At 65.7% G+C, this 21066-nt stretch carries 17 protein-coding genes; 6 read left to right on the top strand and 11 right to left on the bottom strand.

Annotated elements, in window-relative coordinates; translation table 11 throughout:
• Positions 1-4 precede the first annotated feature (4 nt).
• From galU to cmk, 8 genes are all read right to left on the bottom strand, one after another.
• Positions 5-883, bottom strand: coding sequence for a UTP--glucose-1-phosphate uridylyltransferase GalU (gene galU / locus ACZK08_RS08095; protein ID WP_053517730.1), 879 nt, complete (start codon positions 881-883; stop codon positions 5-7).
• Positions 883-2793, bottom strand: a complete 1911-nt coding sequence (locus tag ACZK08_RS08090; RefSeq protein WP_053517731.1) for a polysaccharide biosynthesis protein — start codon at positions 2791-2793, stop codon at positions 883-885. The genes galU and ACZK08_RS08090 overlap by 1 nt, the downstream gene beginning before the upstream one ends.
• A 3-nt stretch (positions 2794-2796) precedes the next feature.
• Positions 2797-3786, bottom strand: a complete 990-nt coding sequence (locus tag ACZK08_RS08085) for an MraY family glycosyltransferase (RefSeq protein ID WP_065181335.1) — start codon at positions 3784-3786, stop codon at positions 2797-2799.
• Between the two features lie 3 nt (positions 3787-3789).
• Positions 3790-4968 carry a lipopolysaccharide assembly protein LapB gene (gene lapB / locus ACZK08_RS08080; RefSeq protein ID WP_053517734.1) on the bottom strand — a complete coding sequence of 393 codons (1179 nt, stop codon included), beginning with the start codon at positions 4966-4968 and terminating at the stop codon, positions 3790-3792.
• Positions 4969-4974: 6 nt separating this feature from the next.
• On the bottom strand, positions 4975-5259 hold the full coding sequence (locus ACZK08_RS08075; RefSeq protein WP_053517736.1) for a lipopolysaccharide assembly protein LapA domain-containing protein: 285 nt from the start codon (positions 5257-5259) through the stop codon (positions 4975-4977).
• A gap of 77 nt (positions 5260-5336) precedes the next feature.
• Positions 5337-5642, bottom strand: coding sequence for an integration host factor subunit beta (locus tag ACZK08_RS08070; RefSeq protein WP_053517737.1), 306 nt, complete (start codon positions 5640-5642; stop codon positions 5337-5339).
• 85 nt (positions 5643-5727) lie between these two features.
• A complete protein-coding gene (gene rpsA, locus ACZK08_RS08065; protein WP_053517739.1) occupies positions 5728-7407 on the bottom strand; it encodes a 30S ribosomal protein S1 in 1680 nt (559 codons plus the stop codon).
• 199 nt (positions 7408-7606) lie between these two features.
• Positions 7607-8284, bottom strand: a complete 678-nt coding sequence (cmk, locus tag ACZK08_RS08060) for a (d)CMP kinase (RefSeq protein ID WP_053517740.1) — start codon at positions 8282-8284, stop codon at positions 7607-7609.
• Between the two features lie 197 nt (positions 8285-8481).
• On the opposite strand from cmk, the gene ykgO reads away from it, so the two are divergent.
• The 6 genes from ykgO (at position 8482) to ACZK08_RS08030 (ending at position 12981) form a co-directional block, all read left to right on the top strand.
• On the top strand, positions 8482-8607 hold the full coding sequence (gene ykgO / locus ACZK08_RS08055) for a type B 50S ribosomal protein L36 (protein ID WP_005409283.1): 126 nt from the start codon (positions 8482-8484) through the stop codon (positions 8605-8607).
• A gap of 146 nt (positions 8608-8753) precedes the next feature.
• Positions 8754-9083 (top strand): hypothetical protein, encoded by a 330-nt coding sequence (locus ACZK08_RS08050; protein ID WP_053517741.1) that lies wholly within the window; start codon positions 8754-8756, stop codon positions 9081-9083.
• A gap of 39 nt (positions 9084-9122) precedes the next feature.
• Complete coding sequence (locus ACZK08_RS08045; RefSeq protein WP_065181334.1) at positions 9123-10160, top strand: agmatine deiminase family protein; 1038 nt, start codon at positions 9123-9125, stop codon at positions 10158-10160.
• Positions 10161-10324: 164 nt separating this feature from the next.
• A complete protein-coding gene (locus ACZK08_RS08040) occupies positions 10325-11212 on the top strand; it encodes a carbon-nitrogen hydrolase (RefSeq protein WP_065181333.1) in 888 nt (295 codons plus the stop codon).
• A gap of 13 nt (positions 11213-11225) precedes the next feature.
• A complete protein-coding gene (locus ACZK08_RS08035) occupies positions 11226-11756 on the top strand; it encodes a GNAT family N-acetyltransferase (protein WP_065181332.1) in 531 nt (176 codons plus the stop codon).
• Between the two features lie 4 nt (positions 11757-11760).
• The gene (locus ACZK08_RS08030; protein ID WP_196768722.1) at positions 11761-12981 is read left to right on the top strand and encodes a TraB/GumN family protein; all 1221 of its coding nucleotides are present in this window, start codon (positions 11761-11763) and stop codon (positions 12979-12981) included.
• Positions 12982-13137: 156 nt separating this feature from the next.
• Here the strand turns inward: ACZK08_RS08030 and ACZK08_RS08025 are convergent, their stop codons facing one another.
• Genes ACZK08_RS08025 through ACZK08_RS08015 form a run of 3 tightly spaced genes read right to left on the bottom strand, consistent with a single transcriptional unit; the run spans position 13138 to position 20875 of the window.
• On the bottom strand, positions 13138-16215 hold the full coding sequence (locus ACZK08_RS08025) for an efflux RND transporter permease subunit (RefSeq protein ID WP_065181330.1): 3078 nt from the start codon (positions 16213-16215) through the stop codon (positions 13138-13140).
• A complete protein-coding gene (locus ACZK08_RS08020; protein ID WP_231107723.1) occupies positions 16212-19673 on the bottom strand; it encodes an efflux RND transporter permease subunit in 3462 nt (1153 codons plus the stop codon). The genes ACZK08_RS08025 and ACZK08_RS08020 overlap by 4 nt, the downstream gene beginning before the upstream one ends.
• 56 nt (positions 19674-19729) lie before the next feature.
• A complete protein-coding gene (locus ACZK08_RS08015) occupies positions 19730-20875 on the bottom strand; it encodes an efflux RND transporter periplasmic adaptor subunit (protein WP_053517749.1) in 1146 nt (381 codons plus the stop codon).
• Positions 20876-21066 lie beyond the last annotated feature (191 nt).

The following is a 21066-nucleotide window of genomic DNA, read 5'->3' as shown; positions in this document are numbered from 1 at the left end:
AACCTTATTCCGCCAGCATCGCCGCCAGCTTCTCGCGCGCCGGGCCCGCCAGCTTCGGGTTGTCCAGCGCGAAGCGGATCGTCGCCTCGACCAGTCCCAGGTGCGTGCCGCAGTCGAAACGGGTGCCCTCGAAACGGTAGGCATCGACCTGCTCGGTCTTCAGCAGCTGCGCGATCGCATCGGTCAGCTGGATCTCGCCACCGGCACCACTGCCGGTCTGCTCCAGCAGATCGAAGATCTTCGGGCTCAGCACATAGCGGCCGACCACCGCCAGATCGCTGGGGGCGTCCTCCGGCTTCGGCTTCTCCACGATCTGCGAGATACGGCCCTTGCGGCCATCGAAGGCCTCGGTGGCCACGATGCCGTAACTGGCGGTCTTGTCGTGCGGCACGTCCTCGACGGCGATCACGCTGGCACCGCTGGCCTCATTGAGATCGGCCATCTGCTTCAACGCACCGTCGCCGCGGTTCCAGATCAGATCGTCCGGCAGCAGCACGGCGAACGGCTCGTCACCGATCACGGCCTTGGCACACAGCACCGCGTGGCCCAGGCCCAACGCTTCGGCCTGCGTCACGAAGACCGCACGCACGCCGTTGGGCAGCACGTGGCGGATCATCTCCAGCTGTTCCTGCTTGCCGGCGCGCTCGAGCTTCTGTTCCAGCTCATACGCCTTGTCGAAATAGTCGGCGACGGCGTGCTTGTAGCGGTTGGTGATGAACACCAGCGTGTCACAGCCGGCTTCTATGGCCTCATCAACAGCGTACTGGATAAGCGGACGATCGATGATCGGCAGCATTTCTTTCGGCACCGTCTTGGTCGCCGGCAGGAAGCGCGTCCCGAGCCCTGCCACGGGAAAAACTGCTTTACGAATTCGCTTGCTCATTAGTGCCTGTTGGCCTCGCGTGTCGGAAACGGCACGACTTTAGCGGATGAGATGTAAGCATCCTGTTCGATTGGAGAAAACTCCGGCATCGTCGCGAACAGGATCTCCTGGATGGTGTCGATGTCGTAGCTGCTGATCGCTTCGCGCAGCTTCGGAACGTTGCCGAGCACCATGTCACGCGAGAACGCGCGCACGCCGGCTTCGAGGATCTTGGGGTGCGCGGTCGAACGATAGTCCTCGTCGGAATAGAACAGCGTCTCGTGCAGCTTCTCACCCGGGCGCAGCCCGGTGTAGATGATCGGAATATCCTTGTACGGCTGCTTGCCGGCCAGCCGGATCATCTGCTCGGCCAGCACCCGGATCGGCACCGGCTCACCCATGTCGAGCGTATAGATGGCGCCATGCGACGCCGAGGCGGCCGCCTGCAGGATCAGCTGGCAGGCCTCGGGGATCGTCATGAAATAGCGGCTGACCTCCGGGTCGGTGACCGTGACCGGCCCGCCCTTGAGGATCTGCTCGCGGAACAACGGCACGACGCTGCCCGCCGACGCCAGCACGTTGCCGAAGCGCACGGTGACGAAGCGGGTATGCGTGGACTTCTGGTCCAGGCTCTGGCAGATCATCTCGGCGTAGCGCTTGCTGGCACCCAGCGCATTGACCGGATCGACCGCCTTGTCGGTGGAGATGAACACGAAGTGCTCGACGTGTGCCTCCAGGCAGGCACGGGCGACGTTCTCCGTGGCCAGGATGTTGTTGCGCACCGCCTCGCGCAGCTGCCGTTCCAGCACCGGCACATGCTTGTAGGCGGCAGCATGGAAGGCCGTATCGACCGGGTGCAGCGACAGCGCATGGCGGATCACTGCGGGGTCACCGCAGTCACCCAGCACGGCTTCGATCTCGATGTCGGGAAAACTGCGGCGCAGCTCGCCTTCGATGGTCAACAGCAGCAGTTCGCTGATCTCCAGCAGGACGATGCGGCCTGCACCGTGGCGCGCGCACTGGCGGCAGAGTTCTGAACCGATCGAACCACCGGCACCGGTCACCATCACAGTGCGCCCGCCCAGCCAGCCACGGATCAGGTTCCAGTCCGGCATGATCGGCTTGCGGCCCAGCAGATCCTCGATCGCCACTTCCTTCAGCTGGCCCGGCAGCGACTGCCCCTGCAGGATGTCACTGAGCTTGGGCACGGTGCGGAACGGAACCCCGGTGCTCTCGCAGATAGCGACCACGCGCTGCATGCCGGCGGCATCCAGCGACGGAATGGCGATGACCAGCAGCTTGGCTGCGGTTTCGCGGGCCACGGCCGGCGCATCGTCCAGCGTGCCCAGGATCGGCAGGCCCTGCAGTTTCGCGCCGCGCAGGTGCGGGGCGTCATCGAGCAGGCCGACCGGCTCGAAATTGCCGGAACGACGCAGATCGCGGACCAGCGTTTCGGCGGCCTGTCCGGCACCCAGGATCAGCACCCGGCGCGCGCTCGAATCGGACTGCAGCGCCTGGTAGTCCTTCCATGCGCGATACAGCAGGCGCGGCGCGCCCAGCAGGGCCGACAGCGCGAAGGGATAGATCACCAGCACCGACATCGGCACGCCGTTGAAGCGCTTCCACATCAGCACCAGGACGATGGCGACCATGCCGATGAAGCTGGCTTTGAAGATGTTCAGCAGGTCGCTGACGCTGGCAAACCGCCACAGGCCGCGATACAGGCCGACGCGCCAGAACACCAGTCCCTGCAGCAGCAGGACCAGGGTGGTATCGACATTCCACAACGGCAGCGCAGGCGCGTCCGGCAGGATCGAGTAACGACCGGCATGGAGCAGCTGCCAGCATGCCCAGACCATGAAAAGGTCGTGGCAGACAATGGCCGTACGCGGCAACAGGCCGAGGATTCTATCCCGCCAGGGTGAAGACATATTTCAAGGAGTTCCTTGTCGGAGGCGCATTCCATTGCGCAGGAGGAGCCACAGCATGCTCAGCGTGATGAACCAAGCAATTGCCACGACAGCCTCCCACCTCGGCTGCAGATTCGAACTGACATTGAACACTGTAATACTGAATAGGCCCAAAACAAAGTACATCCCTGTCACCAAGGCGTGGCTGGCTCCTGCCTGCACAGCGCGCTGATAGACGTGCTGGGTGTGGGGTTCCATCCAGCGTTGTCCGGAAATGATGCGCGCCAGCAGTGTGAAGCCCGCGTCCACGAGGAACGGTGACAGCGGCACCAGCAGGAGGATCCAGTTGATGTCCGTGCGCAGGCTGGCCACGGCCACAACGGCCGCCACCGCGTAGCCCAGCGCTCCGCTGCCGACATCCCCGAGGAAGATGCGTGCGCGCGGAAAGTTGAAGGGCAGGAAACCCACGCAGGCCAGCCCGAGGGCGATGGCCAGCAATGACCACGGCCAGGGCAGCACCGGAGCGAACCCCAGCGCGACCACGATGGCCTGGCTGCTGGCAATGCCGTTGATGCCATCCATGAAGTTCCAGATGTTGATCAACGAGGCGGTGAAGAACAGCACCAGCAGGGCCAGCAGCCAGCTGCCGCCGTGGATCTTCACCAGCCCGGCCAGCAGGCCCGCAGCAATGAAATGAACAAGCAGCCTGCGCATGGCCGGCAGCGGGCGATGGTCGTCCCACCAGCCGATGCCCGCGACCAGCAGCAGGCCGGCAGCGGCGACCAGCAGGCTCGGCATGGCCTGCGGCCACGCCCACATGGCCACGGCGGCGGTGGCCAGCAGGCTGATGACAATGGCGATGCCGCCGCCGCGTGGCGTGGCGACGCTATGGCTGCGGCGTTCCCCGGGGTGGTCCATCAGCTGCCGGCGCAGCGCGTAGCCGCGCGCCGCCCAGGTCAGGGCGGCGCTCAGCAGGGCCAACGCCAGCAGCGCGCCCATCACGAGCCAGGGCATGATTCAGAGCACCGCGTAGTTCAGCAGCGGCTTGACCGTACCCCATTCCTTGCAGCTCGGGCACTGCCAGTGGTGGGTGCGCGCGCCGAAGCCGCAGCGCGTGCAGCGGTAGGCCGGATTGCGCACCAGCAACTGGTCGGTGATGTGCTTGAGATCGTGCAGGGTGGCGGTGGAATCGGCACCTTCGGCGAGGGTCAGGTCGATCAACGCCGATTCGCCGCGCACCGAGGGGCGGTCCTTGAGCTGGCGGCCCAGATAGGCGCGCGCAGGGGCGACACCTTCCTGTTCCTCCATCAGCCGGGTCAGCGCCAGCACCGGCGCGATACCGCGGTAGTGCTCGGTCATTTCCGAAAGGAAGGCACGGGCGCCGCCCAGGTCGCCGACCTTGCGGTAGTTCTGCATCAGCGCCGGCAGCAGTTCCGGCAGATACTCCGGGTCATTGCGCGCAGCACGCTCGAAGGCTCGCACCGCCGCTTCGGGATTGCCGGCATCGCTCTCCAGGCGTCCTTCGATGATGCCGGCGCGCACCGACATCGCATCGGCCTGGTAGGCACGGGCAATGGCCGCCCTCGCCTCTTCCAGCTTGCCGGCGCCACGGAAGCGTTCGGCCAGCTCGCACTCGAACTGCCCGATCAGCTTGCCCATCGGCTCACCGGTGACATCCTCGAAGCGGGTGGCGTTGTCGATCGCCTTCTCCCAGTCGCGCTCGGCCTGGTAGATCCCGATCAGGTGCTTGAGCGCCTGCGGCGCACGCTGGTCCAGCTGGGCCAGCTCGGTGAACACGGTTTCGGCGCGGTCCAGCAGGCCGGACTTCATGTAGTCCTCGCCCAGCGCCAGCAGCGCCTGCACGCGCTGCGCATCGCTCAGATCGTTGCGGTTGACCAGGCCCTGGTGCAGGCGGATGGCGCGGTCCACTTCGCCGCGGCGACGGAACAGATGGCCCAGCGCGACCTGGGTCTCGAAGGTTTCCTTGTCGAGCTCGGCAATGTGCAGGAACAGCTCGATGGCCTTGTCCGGCTGCTCGTTGAGCAGGTAGTTCAGGCCACGGAAGTAGGTGCTGGACAGTCGGCTGACCTGGTTGTCACCGTGGCGCTGACCGCCACGCCGTCCGATCACCCAGCCGGCCAGGGCGGCCAGCGGCACGAACAGGAAAAACCAGAACCACTCGGTGACGAAATCCATCTTCGATCAACGTCCGTCAAAAGATTGGGGGGAAGCGGCCGGTGCCGGCGTCGCGGCAGCGGACTTGTTGGCGCGGCGCAGCTGGCTGTAGAGCGGAACGACCACGCTCACCAGCACCAGGCCGGCGCCGACCACCACGCCCACCAGCAGGGCGGCGATCAATGCCACGCCGACGGAGGTATGCAGCTCGGTGAACAGCAGGTTGATCGACATCGCGGTCATGTTGACCGCACCGATGATCAATCCAAGGATCAGCACCGCCAGCAGGACCAGCAGACGAAAGACCTTCATGCGACAGCTCCAGGGGCGGGAGACCGTAGCTTATCCGACTCGCGGCTGGATTCGCACGCGGTGGCGCGACGGGACGCTCAAGCGGGATCGGCGTCCAGCGGCAGCACGCTGCTGACCCGCTCGCGCAGTTCCTTGCCCGGCTTGAAATGGGGAACGTGCTTGCCCGGCAGGGCAACCGATTCGCCGGTCTTGGGGTTGCGACCCAGGCGCGGCGGGCGGTAGTGCAGCGAGAAGCTGCCAAAACCGCGGATTTCGATGCGATCCCCGACAGAGAGGGAACCGCCCATCATTTCCAGCAACGACTTCACCGCCAGATCGACATCATCGGCCTTCAGGTGCGCCTGACGGCGCGCAAGGATTTCGATCAGTTCGGATTTGGTCATCACCGGCTCACATCAGGGGCATTTCAGCCTGAAACGGCCCGGGCAGTGCCCGGGCCGTCCAGGAAACAACGAACAACGGGCCCGATTACTCGGACTTGCTACCGTTCAGCTGGGCACGCAGCAGCGCGCCGAGCTGGGTGGTGCCACCCGAAGCGGACTGGTATTCCTCCAGCACTTCGCGCATTTCCGCGTCGTCCTTGGCCTTGATCGACAGCTGCAGGGTACGGCCCTTGCGGTCCATGCCCACGAACTTGGCTTCGACCTTGTCGCCGACCTTCAGGTGCTGGGTGGCGTCGTCAACGCGCTCGTTGGCGATGTCGCGAGCCGAAACGTAGCCTTCGATGCCGTCGGCCAGTTCGATCACGGCGCCCTTGGCGTCGACTTCCTTCACCACGCCTTCGACCTTGGAGCCCTTCGGATTGGCCGCCATGTACTGGCCGAACGGATCCTGCTCCAGCTGCTTCACGCCCAGGGAGATGCGCTCGCGCTCCGGGTCGACGGCCAGGACGACGGCGTCCAGGGTATCGCCCTTCTTGAAGTTGCGAACGACGTCTTCGCCGGTGGTGTTCCAGCTGATGTCGGACAGGTGGACCAGGCCATCGATGCCGCCGTCCAGGCCGATGAAGATGCCGAAGTCGGTGATCGACTTGATCTGGCCGGACACCTTGTCACCCTTCTTGTGGGTGGCAGCGAAGGTTTCCCACGGATTGGCGGCAACCTGCTTCATGCCCAGCGAGATGCGGCGACGCTCTTCGTCGACGTCCAGCACCATCACTTCGACTTCGTCACCGACCTGCACGACCTTGGACGGGTTGACGTTCTTGTTGGTCCAATCCATCTCGGAGACGTGCACCAGGCCTTCGACGCCCGGCTCGATCTCGACGAACGCGCCGTAATCGGTGACGTTGGAGACCTTGCCGAAGACGCGGCTGTTGGCCGGGTAACGACGGGCGATGTTGTCCCACGGATCTTCGCCCAGCTGCTTCAGGCCCAGCGAAACGCGGTTGCGCTCGCGGTCGAACTTCAGCACGCGCACGTCCAGCTCGTCGCCGACGTTCACGACTTCGGACGGATGGCGCACGCGCTTCCATGCCATGTCGGTGATGTGCAGCAGGCCGTCGATACCGCCCAGGTCCACGAACGCGCCGTAGTCGGTCAGGTTCTTGACGACACCCTTCAGGATCGCGCCTTCCTGCAGCTTGTCCATCAGCTGCTCGCGCTCTTCCGAGTGCTCGCTTTCGACGACAGCGCGGCGCGAGACCACGACGTTGTTACGCTTGCGGTCCAGCTTGATGAGCTTGAATTCCAGCTCCTTGCCTTCCAGGTAGGCCGGATCGCGCACCGGGCGCACATCGACCAGGGAACCCGGCAGGAAGGCGCGGACATCCTTGATGTCCACGGTGAAACCACCCTTGACCTTGCCACTGATGCGGCCGGTGATGGTTTCGTTCTTTTCCAACGCTTCTTCCAGCTCGTCCCACACCATCGCGCGCTTGGCCTTCTCGCGCGACAGGACGGTTTCGCCGAAGCCGTTCTCGATGGAGTCGAGGGCGACCTTGACGATATCGCCTTCGGCGACATCGATCTCGCCAGCGTCGTTACGGAACTGTTCGATCGGCACGATGCCTTCGGACTTCAGGCCAGCGTTGATCACCACGACGTCGCCGCGGACTTCAACAACGGTACCGCTGACGATGGCGCCCGGCTTCAGCTTGGCCAGATTGGCCTGGCTGGCTTCAAACAGTTCGGCAAATGATTCGGTCATTAGATTTACTCTGTTGGACACATGGGTCGGTGGCGTCCCTTCGGGGATGGGCGACCGCCCGCCTGTTGGTCGACCCCGGAAAAGCAGGTCGTGTGTGAAGTAGGAAAACCGCCACGCATCATTGCGCGACGGAGCTTGTACAGCACTGCTATTGCGCGACCACCACCGATGCGGCTGGCAGTGCTCCCGCGCGAACGGATCAGGCAGCCGGAACCGGAAGCAGATCCATCACTCGGGCAACGACATCTGCGATGCCGATGCCTGTGGTGTCGATGAGGACGGCATCGTCTGCCGGCTTCAGGGGCGCCACGGTACGCTGAGCATCACGGGCGTCGCGGGCCATGATCTCGCGCAGGAGGTCATCAAAGTTAACAGAAACCCCCTTGTCTTTCAACTGCTTATGCCGGCGCTCGGCGCGCTCTTCGGCACTGGCGGTCAGGAACACCTTGTAGGGGGCATCCGGGAAGATCACCGTACCCATGTCGCGACCGTCCGCGACCAGGCCCGGCAGCTCCCTGAATGCGCGCTGCCGCTCCTTCAGGGCCGCCCGGACTTCGGGAATGGCCGCGATGGCCGACGCCAGCGCGCCGGTGGTCTCCAGCCGCAGTTCGTCGGTGGCATCGCTGCCATTGACCAGGACCCGCATCGCATCACCCTGTTCAACAAACTGAACATGGGTATCGAACGTGCACCGCACCAATGCCGAGGCGTCGGAGGTATCGATGTCGGCCCAGCTGGCGGCCACGCCCACCGCCCGGTACAGGGCGCCTGAATCCAGGTAATGCCAGCCCATCCGGCGCGCCACGATGCGGCTGATGGTACCCTTGCCGGCCCCTGATGGGCCGTCGATGGTCAGGACGGGAGCGAGTGGATTCATGGGGGTCCCAGTACGTGTGAAGGGGGCATTCTAGCCCCTGCCAGACACCCCGCGACGGATCTTTTGTGCAACCACTTGAAACCATGAGGAAAAGCCCGGTAGAATGGCGGGCTTGAACGAGCGTCAACTGCCGATTGTCTTTCGCATATCGCGGCCACGCTCCACCCGAACAACTACTGTTTACGCCGAGGTATGCCATGAAAGTCCTGTCCTCCCTGAAGTCGGCGAAGGCCCGTCACCGTGACTGCAAGGTCGTCCGTCGCCGTGGCAAGATCTTCGTGATCTGCAAGTCGAACCCGCGTTTCAAGGCGCGTCAGCGCTGAGCCCAACAGCCTTCGTGGCTGCGGCTGGTCCCGCGCGGGACCGACCCGATGCAAAAAGCCGCCTTCGGGCGGTTTTTTGCTTATGCGGCTTTTTCCTGCCGATTTTGCTGTAATCGCCTTTCTTGACCACTGGGGAGTAGATCGAGATGAAGCGTTACCTGTCCACCCTGGCCGTGCTGGCCACTCTGGCTGCCGCCACGCCGGCCCTGGCCGACACTCTGCTTGTCGACCGCGCCCGCGAGAAGCCGGCCGGCGCCCTGCCCCTTCGTGGCCAGTCCATGCAGCAGGTGCAGAGCCAGTTCGGTGCGCCCAGCGAGCAGCTGCAGCCGCGCGGCGGGCAGAAGCGGCAATGGCCGACCATCAACCGCTGGGTGTACCCACAGTTCACTGTCTACTTCGAGAAGCAGAAGGTGATCGACGTGGTGGCCAACCAGGCGGACCCGAACGAAATCGGCCCGAAACCGCCGATCCGTTGACCCCTTTACCCGCCCCGGGCGGGCCTGTGTAGCGAGACCATGAACCAGACCCTTCGTTTTCCTGCCGAGTGGGAAGCCCAGAGCGGCGTCCTGATTGCCTGGCCCACCGCCGATACCGACTGGGCCGACCGCCTGGGACAGGTGGAGGAAACCTATATCGCACTGGTTGCAGCGATCACCCGCTTCCAGCCGGTGCTGATCTGCGTGGCCGATGACGATGTGGAGACCTATGCCGAAATGCGGCTGCGCTCCAACCGCATCGACATGGACAGGGTGCACTTCACCACGGCGGCCTACGACGACACCTGGCTGCGCGACTCGGGCCCGATCACCCTGCGCCGTGCCGACGGCGGTTTCCAGCTGCTGGACTTCCGCTTCACCGGCTGGGGCGGCAAGTTCCATGCCACCCTCGACGATCAGCTGGTGGGCGCGCTCGACCAGGCCGGCGTTTTCAACGACGCGCCGGTGCGCAGCATCCCGTTCGCGCTGGAAGGCGGCGCCATCGAAACCGACGGTGAAGGCACCCTGCTGACCACCTGGAAGTGCCTGCACGAACGCCACCCGGATCGTGACCGCGCCAGCCTGAGCACCGACCTCGCCGACTGGCTGCAGCAGGAGCGCGTGCTGTGGCTCGACCACGGCTACCTGGAAGGCGACGATACCGATGCCCACATCGATACCCTCGCCCGCTTCGCCTCGGCGGACAGCATCGTCTACCAGGCCTGCGACGACGAGAACGACTCGCACTACGCCGAGCTGCAGGCGATGGGCAGGGAACTGGCTGCGCTGCGCACCCGTGACGGTCAGCCATACCGCCTGTTCCCGCTGCCGTGGGCACAGCCGGTGATCGACGAGGGCCGCCGCCTGGCGGCCTCGTACGCCAACTACCTGATCGTCAACGGCGCGGTGCTGATGCCGGCGTACGGTGATCCGGCCGACGATCTGGCCCGCGACGTGCTGGCCAAGGCCCATCCGGGCCGCGAGATCGTGCAGGTGCCGTGCCGCTCGCTGATCTGGCAGAACGGCAGCCTGCACTGCATCACCATGCAGCTGCCGGAAGGCCTGCTGAAGGCGTAGCACGATGCGGTAGCGCCGGGCCACGCCCGGCGAGCACAGCGGCATTCGGTTCGTACGCCGGGCATGGCCCGGCGATACCGGCTGCGTGCACCTGTTCAGCGGCCGACACGCTGCGGCATCGCATACGCGCTAACATGCGGGTTTTCCCCCGCAGGAACACCCGCATGAACTCGCGCAGCCCGCTTACCGTCGCCCTGATCCAGGAGCGCAACCACGGCGATGCCGCCGCCAATCTGGCGGTGATCGAGGCACGCGTGGCCGAAGCGGCAGCGCAGGGCGCCAAGCTGGTGCTGCTGCAGGAACTGCACAACGGCCCCTACTTCTGCCAGCACGAGTCGGTTGACGAGTTCGATCTGGCCGAACCGATCCCGGGCCCGAGCACCGAGCGCCTGGGTGCGCTGGCGAAGAAGCATGGCGTGGTGCTGGTCGGTTCGCTGTTCGAGCGCCGCGCCGCCGGCCTGTACCACAACACCGCGGTGGTGTTCGAGAAGGACGGCACCCTGCTCGGCAAGTACCGCAAGATGCACATCCCGGACGATCCGGGCTTCTACGAGAAGTTCTACTTCACCCCGGGCGACATCGGCTTCACCCCGATCGACACCTCGGTGGGCCGCCTGGGCGTGCTGGTGTGCTGGGACCAGTGGTATCCGGAGGCGGCGCGCCTGATGGCGCTTGCCGGCGCCGAGCTGCTGCTGTACCCGACTGCGATCGGCTGGGACCCGGACGACGTGCAGGACGAGAAGACCCGCCAGCGCGATGCCTGGGTACTGAGCCACCGTGGCCATGCCGTCGCCAACGGCCTGCCGGTGCTGAGCTGCAACCGCGTCGGCCATGAGGCCTCGCCGCTGGGCGCGTCGGGCATCCAGTTCTGGGGCAACAGCCACGTGCTCGGCCCGCAGGGCGAGTTCCTGGCCGAAGCCGGCACCGATGCCGCTGTGCTGGTATGCGACGTCGACCTGCACCGCAGCGAGCACGTGCGCCGCATCTGGCCGTTCCTGCGCGATCGCCGCATCGATGCCTACGGCGATCTGCTCAAGCGCTACATCGACTGAACCGGAGCCGCGCATGGCCGTCCTCATCCGTGATGCCGGCCCGGCCGACATCGCCGCGATCACCGCGATCTACGCGGTCGAAGTGACCGACTTCGTCAACACGTACGAGTACGACATCCCGGACCAGGCCGAGATGCTGCGCCGCATGCGCGACATCATCGACCGCGGTTTTCCCTATCTGGTCGCCGAGATCGACGGCCAGGTCGCCGGCTACGCCTACGCCAACACCTACCGCACGCGCATTGCCTACCAGTGGACCGTGGAGAACTCGGTCTATGTCGATGCACGGTTCCAGGGCCAGGGCGTCGGCACCGGCCTGTTGCAGGCGCTGATCGACGCATGCGTCGCACGTGGCTTCCGGCAGATGGTGGCGGTGATCGGCGAACCGACCAATACCGCTTCGATCAGGCTGCACGAGCGTTTCGGCTTCGAGCTGGTCGGCGTGTTCCGCGGCCTCGGCCGCAAGCACGGCCGCTGGCTGGACACCGTGCAGATGCAACGCGCGCTCGGCGACGGCGCCGACTCCGCACCTTCCAATGAATGACTCCATGACCGAAATCCTTCCCGAGACCGACGACGATCTGTTCGCCGGCCAGCCGGTGCGCGTCGTTGAACGCGACGGCGTGCGCTACACCCTGCTGGGCACCGCCCACGTTTCCCACGCCAGCGTCGAGGCGGTGGAGAAAGCAATCAACAGCGGCCGCTTCGATGCCGTCGCGGTCGAACTGGACCCCCAGCGCCTGCAGGCCCTGAGCGATCCGGACACGTTGGCCAAGCTGGACCTGGTCGAGGTGATCCGCAAGGGTCGCGTTGCCCTGTTCGCCGCCAACCTGGCGCTTTCCGCCTACCAGCGTCGTCTGGCCGAACAGCTCGGCATCGAGCCGGGTGCGGAACTGAAGCGCGCCGTCGAACTGGGGCGTGAGCGCGGCCTGCCCGTCCACCTGATCGATCGCGAGGTGGGCCTGACCTTCCGCCGCGCCTCGCAGCGGCTGGGCTTCTTCGGCAAGCTGAAGCTGGTTGCAGGCCTGGGCGCCGGCCTGTTCTCATCGGAAGAGGTGGGCGAAAACGAAATCGAGAAGCTCAAGCAGGGCGACATGCTGGAGTCGAGCTTCGGCGAGTTCGCGACCGAGAATCCAGCGCTGTACGAAACCATCATCGGCGAGCGCGACCGCTACATGGCCACGCGCCTGCGCGAAGAACACGACCCGCGGCAGCGCGAAGTGCTGGCGGTGGTCGGCGCCGGCCATCTGGCAGGCCTGGCGCGATACCTCGAAACGGATACCGATGCACCGGCATCGTTGCGCGCCGAACTCGAAGCCGTGCCGAAGAAGCGCAACATCCCGTGGTTCACGCTGGGCATCCTTGCCATCGTCATCACCGGCATCGCCGTCGGCTTCTACCGCGGAGGCCTGGGCGTGGGCACCGAACTGCTGGCCACGTGGGCGATGTACACCGGCGGCCTGGCCGGCCTCGGCTGTCTGCTGGCCGGCAGTCACCCGCTGAGCATTCTCACGGCGATCGTGGTCGCCCCGTTCAAGCCGTTCCGGCTCAGCATTCCCACCGGCGCGTTCTCGGCGCTGGTCGAGGCACGCCTGCGCAAGCCGGCGTACCAGGATTTCCTGCAGCTGCGCGACGATGCACAGTCGTTGAAGGGCTGGTATCGCAATCGGGTCACCCGCGTGGTGCTGACGTTCATGCTGACCAATCTCGGCAGCATGCTCGGCCTGTGGCTGACCGGCTTCCAGGTGTGGGGCAAGGTCGCAGGTTGATTGCAACGCCCCGCCGGGCATGGCCCGGCGCTACCGCGTGGCGGTGATGGTAGCGCCGGGCCATGCCCGGCAAAAAAGGGGGGAGGCCGCCCCACTACGACCGGCCTCCCCACACCACAACACGTTGTCGTTCCCCGTAGTCGGGCAAGCTCGACGCTAGGCGGCCGTTGCCGCCACCTTTTCCAGGCCGCGCGCGCGGCGGATCAGCCGCGTCACGGCATTGCGCAGGTCGTCCAGCACCGCGTAGATCGTCGGCAGGAACAGCAGGCTGACCACGGTCGAGAACGCCAGTCCACCGGCGATGGCTCGGGCCATCGGCGCGTACTCCGGGCCGTCGCCGAACATCTGCGTGTTGGTCAGCGAAATCGGCACCATCGCCAGGATCGCCGTTCCCATGGTCATCATGATCGGGCGCAGGCGCTCGCGTGAACCCTCCACCAGCGCCTGGGTACGCCCCATGCCGCTGCGCCGGAGGTTGTTGATGTGCTCGATCATCACGATGCCGTTGTTCACCACCACGCCCATCAGCACCAGGATGCCGATGAAGGACATGATTCCGAACGAGGTGCCGGTGATCCAGAACAGCCAGAACACGCCGAAGATCGAGAACAGCACGCCGCTCATGATCGCCGCCGGGAACAGCAGCGATTCGAACACCGCCGCCATCACCACGTAGATCATCACCAGCGCGATGAGCAGGTTGAACACCATCTGCTGCATCGCCTCGTCATCGTTGCCATAGTCGCCGCCATCGAAGGTGTAGCCATAGCCGGCCGGGAAGCTCATCGGCTTGAGTACGGCCTCGATCGCCTTGCGTCCGTCCGGTGCGGTGATCTTCTCGGCCAGGTTGGCCTTGATCGTCAGCGTGGTCTGCCGGTTGGTTCGGCCGATCTGGGTGGCGGACGAACCGACATCGACGCTGACCAGACTCAGCAGCGGCACGCTGCGACCGTCGCCGGTACGCACGCTGAAGCCGGCCAGGTCCTCCGGACTGCTCTGCTCGGCTCCGGCGAAGCGCACCCAGACCGGAACCTCGTTGTCGCCTCTCCGGAACTCACGCATCGGTGCGCCGCGCAATGCCAGGCCGACAAAGCTGGCCACCTGCTCGGCGTTGAAGCCGAAGGCGGCGGCACGCTCGCGATCGACGCGCACCTTGAGTTCACCGCCCTTCTCGCCATTGTCGATGCGCACGTCGCGCAGCTCCGCACGCTGGGCCAGCAGGGGCAGCACTTCCTGGCCGATTTCCTGCAGCATGCTGCTGGAATCGCCGATCAACTGCACCTGCACGCCCTGGTTGCCGCCACCACCATCACCGCCCTGGTTGCCGACGAAGTAGTCGGTACGCGCGGACTTCGGCAGGCCCTTGCGCAGCTCCTCCTGCAGTGACTTGATGTCCTTGGCGTACTTCTCGTCCAGGGTGACAACCGTCGAGCTGCCTTCCTGCTCGCTGTACCAGGAGTACACCTGCTTGACGTGCAGGCGCTCACGGTTCTCGTCGATCCAGTTCTCCACCCGAGCCACTTCCTCGGACATCTGCCGGTAGGTGTAGGCACCCTTCCACATGTAGCCGATGAAGATGTCCTTGCCACCTTCACCACCGAACATGTCCACCTTGGTCAGTTTCATCGGCACCAGGCTGACGGCCACCACCAGCACGATGCCCAGCAGGCTCCAGCCACGATGGTGCAGCGACCAGTCCAGCACCTGCGCGTAGCGCCGCTGCAGGCGCGCGATCAGGCCGGTCTGCGAGTGCACGAGCTTGGGCGTGGCCATGCGCGCGGACAGCATCGGAATCAGGCTGACCGCCACCAGCCAAGACGCCAGCAGCGATACCGAAATGGTGATCGCGATCTGTGCCATGAAGATGCTGATGTTGTTGGTCTCGCCGAACAGGTTCGGCACGAACACGATGCAATGGCACAGGGTGCCGGCGCTGAGCGCGATGGCGACGTTGCGGGTGCCGATGATCGAGGCCAGCCGTGGCTGTCCCGGCATGCGCTCGCGCTCCTGGTAGATGCTCTCCACCACCACCACGGCGTTGTCCACCAGCATGCCCACCGCCAGCAGCAGGCCCATCATGGTCAGGATGTTCAGCGTCACCCCGACGAAGTACATGAAGCCCAGGGTGATGGTGAAGCAGATCGGGATGGCCAGCGTCACCATCAGCGTGGACGGCCAGTGGCGCAGGAAGAAGAACAGCACCGTCACCGACAGGATCAGGCCCACCGCACCGGCTTCGGCCAGCTCCAGCAGCGAGGAGGTCACCGCCTTGCCCTGGTTGTCGATGACCTTGATCTGCACATCGCGCATCGAGGCCTGTGCGCGGATCGCTTCGACTTCGGCCAGCGCCGCGCGCGAGACGTCGACCAGATTGGCGCTGCGCTCCTTGAAGATATCCAGGCCCACTGCCGGGTTGCCATCCAGGCGGCGGCCATAGTTCATCCGCGCCGGCTTCAGCCGCACATCGGCGATGTCACCCAGCCGCAGGCCCTTGGCGTTGATCACCAGATCGCGCAGTTCCTGCAGGTCGGTGATCTCGCCGACCGGTTGCACGCGCACACGCTGGCCGTTGTCATCGATCTGCCCGGCCGAGATCGAAAAGTTCAGCGTGCGCAACCGTTCGCTCAGCTCGTTGATGCTCAGCCCGTGCGCGTTGAGCCGGTTGGGATCGATCGCGATCTCGACTTCATTCGGCGGTGCACCGGTGATGTCCACGCGCGCAACGCCCGGAATGCGCTCGATGCGCCGCTTGAACTCGCGGTCGAGCATGTCATAGGCGGTCGTCAGGTCGGTGGTGCTGGCCAGGCGCACCTTCAGCACCGGCTGGTCGCTGCTGGACCACTTGAACACGTTGTAGCGCTGCAGGTCGTCAGGCAGGTCGCTGCGGATCGCATCGATACGTTCGCGCGCGTCGGAAGCGGCGATGGCGATGTCACGGTCCCAGTCGCTGAACTCGATGAAGATCAGCGCCGCTTCGGACGTGGCCGAGGAGCGCATGCGCTTGATCCCGGTCATCGTTGCCAATGACTCTTCCACCGGCCGGATGATGGTCCGTTCCACTTCTTCCGGTGTCGAGCCCGTGTACGGAATCTGCACGAACAGGAACGGCGCGGAGATGTCCGGCAGAGCCTCCAGTGGCAGCCGGAATGAAGCGATCAGGCCGATCACCACCAGCGATACGAAGCACATGATGGTGGTGACCGGACGGCGGATGGAGAACTCGGCGACACTCATGCCGGCTCCTCGCCGCCGACGCGGCCACCTTCTGCGATCCGCAGTCCGTCGCCGGCGTGCGTGCGGCCGCGTTCGCGGTAGTAGGCGTCGCCGCGGCGATCCATCAGGTCGTAGACCACCGGGATCACCAGCAGGGTCAGCAGGGTGGAGACCAGCAGGCCGCCGATCACGGTGATCGCCATCGGCGCACGTACTTCAGCGCCCTCGCCCATCGCCACCGCCAGTGGCAGGAAGCCGAACAGCGTGCACAGGGTGGTCATGATGATCGGACGCAGGCGCGAGCGCGCGCCTTCCACCAGCGCCTCGTGCTTGGCCACGCCGGCCTCGCGCAGCTGATTGACCTTGTCGATCAGGATGATCGCGTTCTTGGTGACCAGTCCCACCAGCAGGATCAGGCCGATGAACACCACCACCGAGATCGGCTTGCCGGTCAGCATCAGCGCCAGGATCGCGCCGACCAGCGCCAGCGGGATGGTGAACAGGATCACGAACGGATGCAGCAGCGATTCGAACTGCGACGCCATCACCAGATAGACCAGGAAGATCGCCAGTCCGAAGGCGAAGATCAGCGACGTTGCCGCCTGCGCCAGTTCCTCGCCCTGGCCGCCGATATGCAGGCCGACGCCCGCACCAAGCGGCTGTTCGGCGACCATCTGCTGCACTTCGCGCATGGCCGCGCCCAGATCGATGTCACGCAGGTTGGCCGAGACCACCGCGACGCGGGTCTGATCGGCACGGTGGATCTCGCTCGGACCGGTGGTGGCCACCACGTCGGCCACGGCGTCCAGGGTGACCGGACGGGTACTGCCCGGGTTGACGATCAAGCGGCGGATGCTCTCCACGCTGGCCCGGTCGCCTTCCTGTGCCCGTACCAGCACGTCGATCTTGCGGTCGCGGAAGCTGTAGCGGGTGGCCACATCGCCGCGCACCTTCTTCACCACGACGTCGGCGATCTGGCGGGTGGTCAGGCCCAGTGCACCGGCGCGCTCCTGGTCGAAGCGGATCTGGATCTCCGGGAAGCCCTCCTCCACCGTCGACTTCACGTCGGCGTAGTGCGCATTGCCGCGCAGCAGGGCAGCCAGCCGCTGGCCGGCCTGCTCCAGCGTGGCCATGTCCTGACCACGCAGTTCGATTTCCAGCGGCGTCGAGAAACTGAACAGTGCCGGCCGCGCGAAGTCGACCTGCGCGCCGGGGTGTCCGGCCATGGTGCCACGCAGGCGCTCGGTGATGGCCGCTTCGGTGCGCGCATCCCCACCGCCTTCCATCACCACGGTCAGCTTGCCGATGTTCTCACCGCTCTCGGTCGGGCTTGCGTCCAGCCGGGTACCGCTGCCACTGACGCCGTACAGCGAGGCCACGCCCTCGCCCTTGCCGTGCGCCAGCTGCAGTTCGCGGACCAGTGCATCGGTCTGCTTCAACGGCGTGCCGGCCGGCAGCTTGACGGTCATCTCGAAGCGGTCCTGCGCCAGCTGCGGGATGAGGTCGGCGCCCAGCATCGGCACCAGCGCCATGGTGGCTGCAAACGCCAGCGCGGCCAGGCCCAGCACCTTGCCGGGGTGCGCCAGCGCGCTCGGCAACAGCCGCAGGTAGCCACGTTCGGCCCCCGCATAGGGCTTCATCGCGATATCGCTGGCCTTGCGCATGACCGGACCGATCACGGCGGCAACGCCGCGGCAGGCACGTACCACCAGCCAGGCCAGCGCATAGAAGGTCCAGCGCACCGCAGCGACGAAGCCACGACGGCCGGCTGCAACGGGCTTCTGCCAGCGACGCTCCGGCTGCCACGCCTCGCTGGCGGGCTCTTCGGGGAACGCCAGCGGCGGCCGCCCCTTCAGCGAACTGAGCATCGGAATCAGTGTCATCGATACCAGCAGCGAAATGGCGATGGCGATCGCCACGGTCAGCGCCTGGTCGCGGAACAGCTGGCCGGCGATACCGTCGACGAACACCAGTGGCAGGAACACCGCGATGGTGGTCAGGGTGGAGGCGACCACCGCCATGCTCACTTCGCGGGTGCCTTCGATCGCGGCCTGCAGGATGCCCAGCCCGCGCTCGCGCGCCTTGGCGATGCTCTCCAGCACCACGATCGAATCGTCCACCACCAGGCCCGTCGCCAGCGCCAGGCCGCCCAGCGACATGACGTTCAGGCTGAGACCCAGTTGGCCCATGAAGAAGAACGTGGCGATGATCGACACCGGCAGCGACAGGCTGATGACGAACGTGCTCCAGCCATCGCGGAGGAACAGGAAGATGATCAGGATCGCCAGCAGGCCGCCGATCACCGCATCCTTCTTGACGTCGCTGATCGCATGCTCGATGAAGCGCGACTGGTCCTCGATGGTGGTCAGTTCGGCATCGCCGGGGAACGTGCCCTTGATCTGCTCCAGGCGCTTGCGCAGCGCTTCGGCGGTGGCGACGGTGTTGGCGTCGCCTTCCTTGTAGATCGCCAGCTCGACCGATTCCTTACCGCCCAGGCGGATGATCGCTTCACGCTCCTTGTAGCCCTGGCGCACGGTGGCCACGTCCTTCAACCGGACAGGAACGCCATTGGCGACCACGCTGGAGCCACCGCCGGACGATGCGCTCTGTGCGGCCGAGGCTGCGGCGATGGCCGCAGCGGAACCGGTGGAGGCGGCAATGTTGAACATCTGCTGCAGCGCGGAGTCTGCCGCGCTGCCATTGGACGCCTGGGTGGTGACCAGCAGGTTGCGGATCTCCTCCAGGTCGGCGAACTGGTTGACGGTACGCACCAGGAAGCGCTGCGAGCCCTCTTCCAGCCGACCGCCGGAGATGTTGATGTTCTCGTCCTTCAGGCGCTTGATGACGGTATCGATCGGCAGATTCAGCTGCGCGAGCTTCTGCTGGTCGATGTCGACCTGGATCTCGTCCTCCAGGCCGCCGCCGACCTTGACCGCCGCCACGCCGGTGACCGGCTCCAGCTTCTTCTTCAGATCCTCGTCGGCGTAGCGGCGCAGGATGGTCAGCTCGCGGATGGCGTCGGCATCGCTGGACGGCGCCGCCTTGCTGGACAGCACCAGGCGCATGATCGGCTCGGTGGACGGATTGAAGCGCAGCAGCACCGGGGCCTTCGCCTCCAGCGGCAGATTCAGCGCTTCCATCTTGTCGCGCACCTCCAGGCTGGCCTGGTCCATGTTGGTGCCCCAGGCGAACTCCAGCACCACATCGCTCTGGCCGGTGCGCGAGACCGACTTCAGCTTGCGCAGGTTCTTGACCACGCCCACGGCTTCTTCCACCGGCTGGGTGATCAGGGTTTCGATCTCGGTCGGTGCCGCACCGGTGTATTCGGTGCGTACCGTCAGCGTCGGGTAGCTCAGGTCCGGCAGCAGGTTGACCTTGAGACTGCCCAGCGCAATCAGGCCGAACAGCAGCAGGGTGACCGTGCACATGGCAATGGTGACGCGGCGGCGGGTAGCGAACTCCACCAGGCCGCCGCGCATGCCGGCGGCGGCGCTTTCGCCGTGGGGCGAAGCACCGTGGTCGTGGTCAGGATGGCTCATTGCCGGCTCCCGGCCTTGTCTGCCGGCTTGGCCGAGGCCGTCGCCGTCTTCGCCTTCGGATCAGCGATCACCTGCACGGCGGTGCCGTCGCGCAGCGCGACCTTGCCTGCGGTGACCACCTGGTCTCCGGCCGCCAGGCCATCACGGATCTCCACCCATGGCCCCTCGGCGTAACCCAGCTTGACCGGAACGCGCGCGACCTTGCCGTCGCGCACCCGGAACACCGCCGGCTCACCATCGTCGAGCAGCGCCAGGCGCGGCACGACCAGGGCGTCGGCACGCTGGTCGTAATCGATGCGGATCCGGCCGAACATGCCCGGCTGCAGGGAATGGGCAGTGCCGTCGAAGGCACTGACAACACGGAACGTGCCGCTGCCCGAATCCACCACCGGTGCGATGCGATCAACGATGCCGGTGAAGCTCTGGCCCGGCAGTGCATCCGCCGACAGGGTCACCGGTTGGCCGGCACGCAGCGTTGCCAGCTCGCGTTCGGGAACGTTGAGGGTGGCTTCCAGGCGCGAGTTGTCGACGATGCGGAAGATCGGCGTGTTGATCTGCACGAAATTGCCGGTCTTGATCGAGCGCGAGGCGATCACGCCGGAGATCGGTGCGACCACCGTGGTGTACGACAGCTCCAGCGTGGCCAGGCGATACTGCGCGCGCACGTTTTCCAGATCGAAGCGCAGCTGGTCGACGTCGGCGGCACTGACCATCTGCTGGCCGACCAGCTTCTGTGCGCGCTGGTAGTTGTTCTCGAGCTTGCGCATCTGTGCCTCGCTCTGGGCAACCGCCAGGCGTGCGCGGTCCGGATCGAGCCGTACCAGCGGCTGCCCCGCGCTGACCCGCTGGCCTTCCTCGACCAGCACCGCCAGCGCCACGCCAGAGGTCTTGGCAACCACCTGCGACTCGGCGCGCGGCTCCAGCGCGGCGGTGCCGGTGTAGCTGGCCGCCACCGCGCGGCGGCTGGCCACCGCGACCTCGACCGGCACGGACTCGACTTTTTTCTCATCCTTGGTTTCGGCGGCCTTGGCCTCGCTGTTGGGGCCCGCGGCGCAACCGCCCAGCATCAGCGTGGTGGAGATCAGCAGGGCGGCGGCGCAGAGTCCGCTGCGGCGGCCATGCAGGAAGATTGGGTGCGACATCGTCAGGTCCCTGGAGGATGCGTGGGCAGGTGTGGTAGCAAAGTAATGCACCACTTCACGGCAACACCATATCCCAAAGGTCATGGTGTCTTCACGCCGCTGGTCGGCCCACCCCCATTTCAGCTAGATGAAACCTGAGGCTATACTCGGGTCGTTCCGTACCCCACGCCGGAACGACCAGACCCGAATCC

This window comes from Stenotrophomonas sp. 112478_Sma, assembly GCF_056479905.1.
Note: the sequence above shows the minus strand (reverse complement) of the source record. Positions and strands in the feature narration are given on the sequence as shown.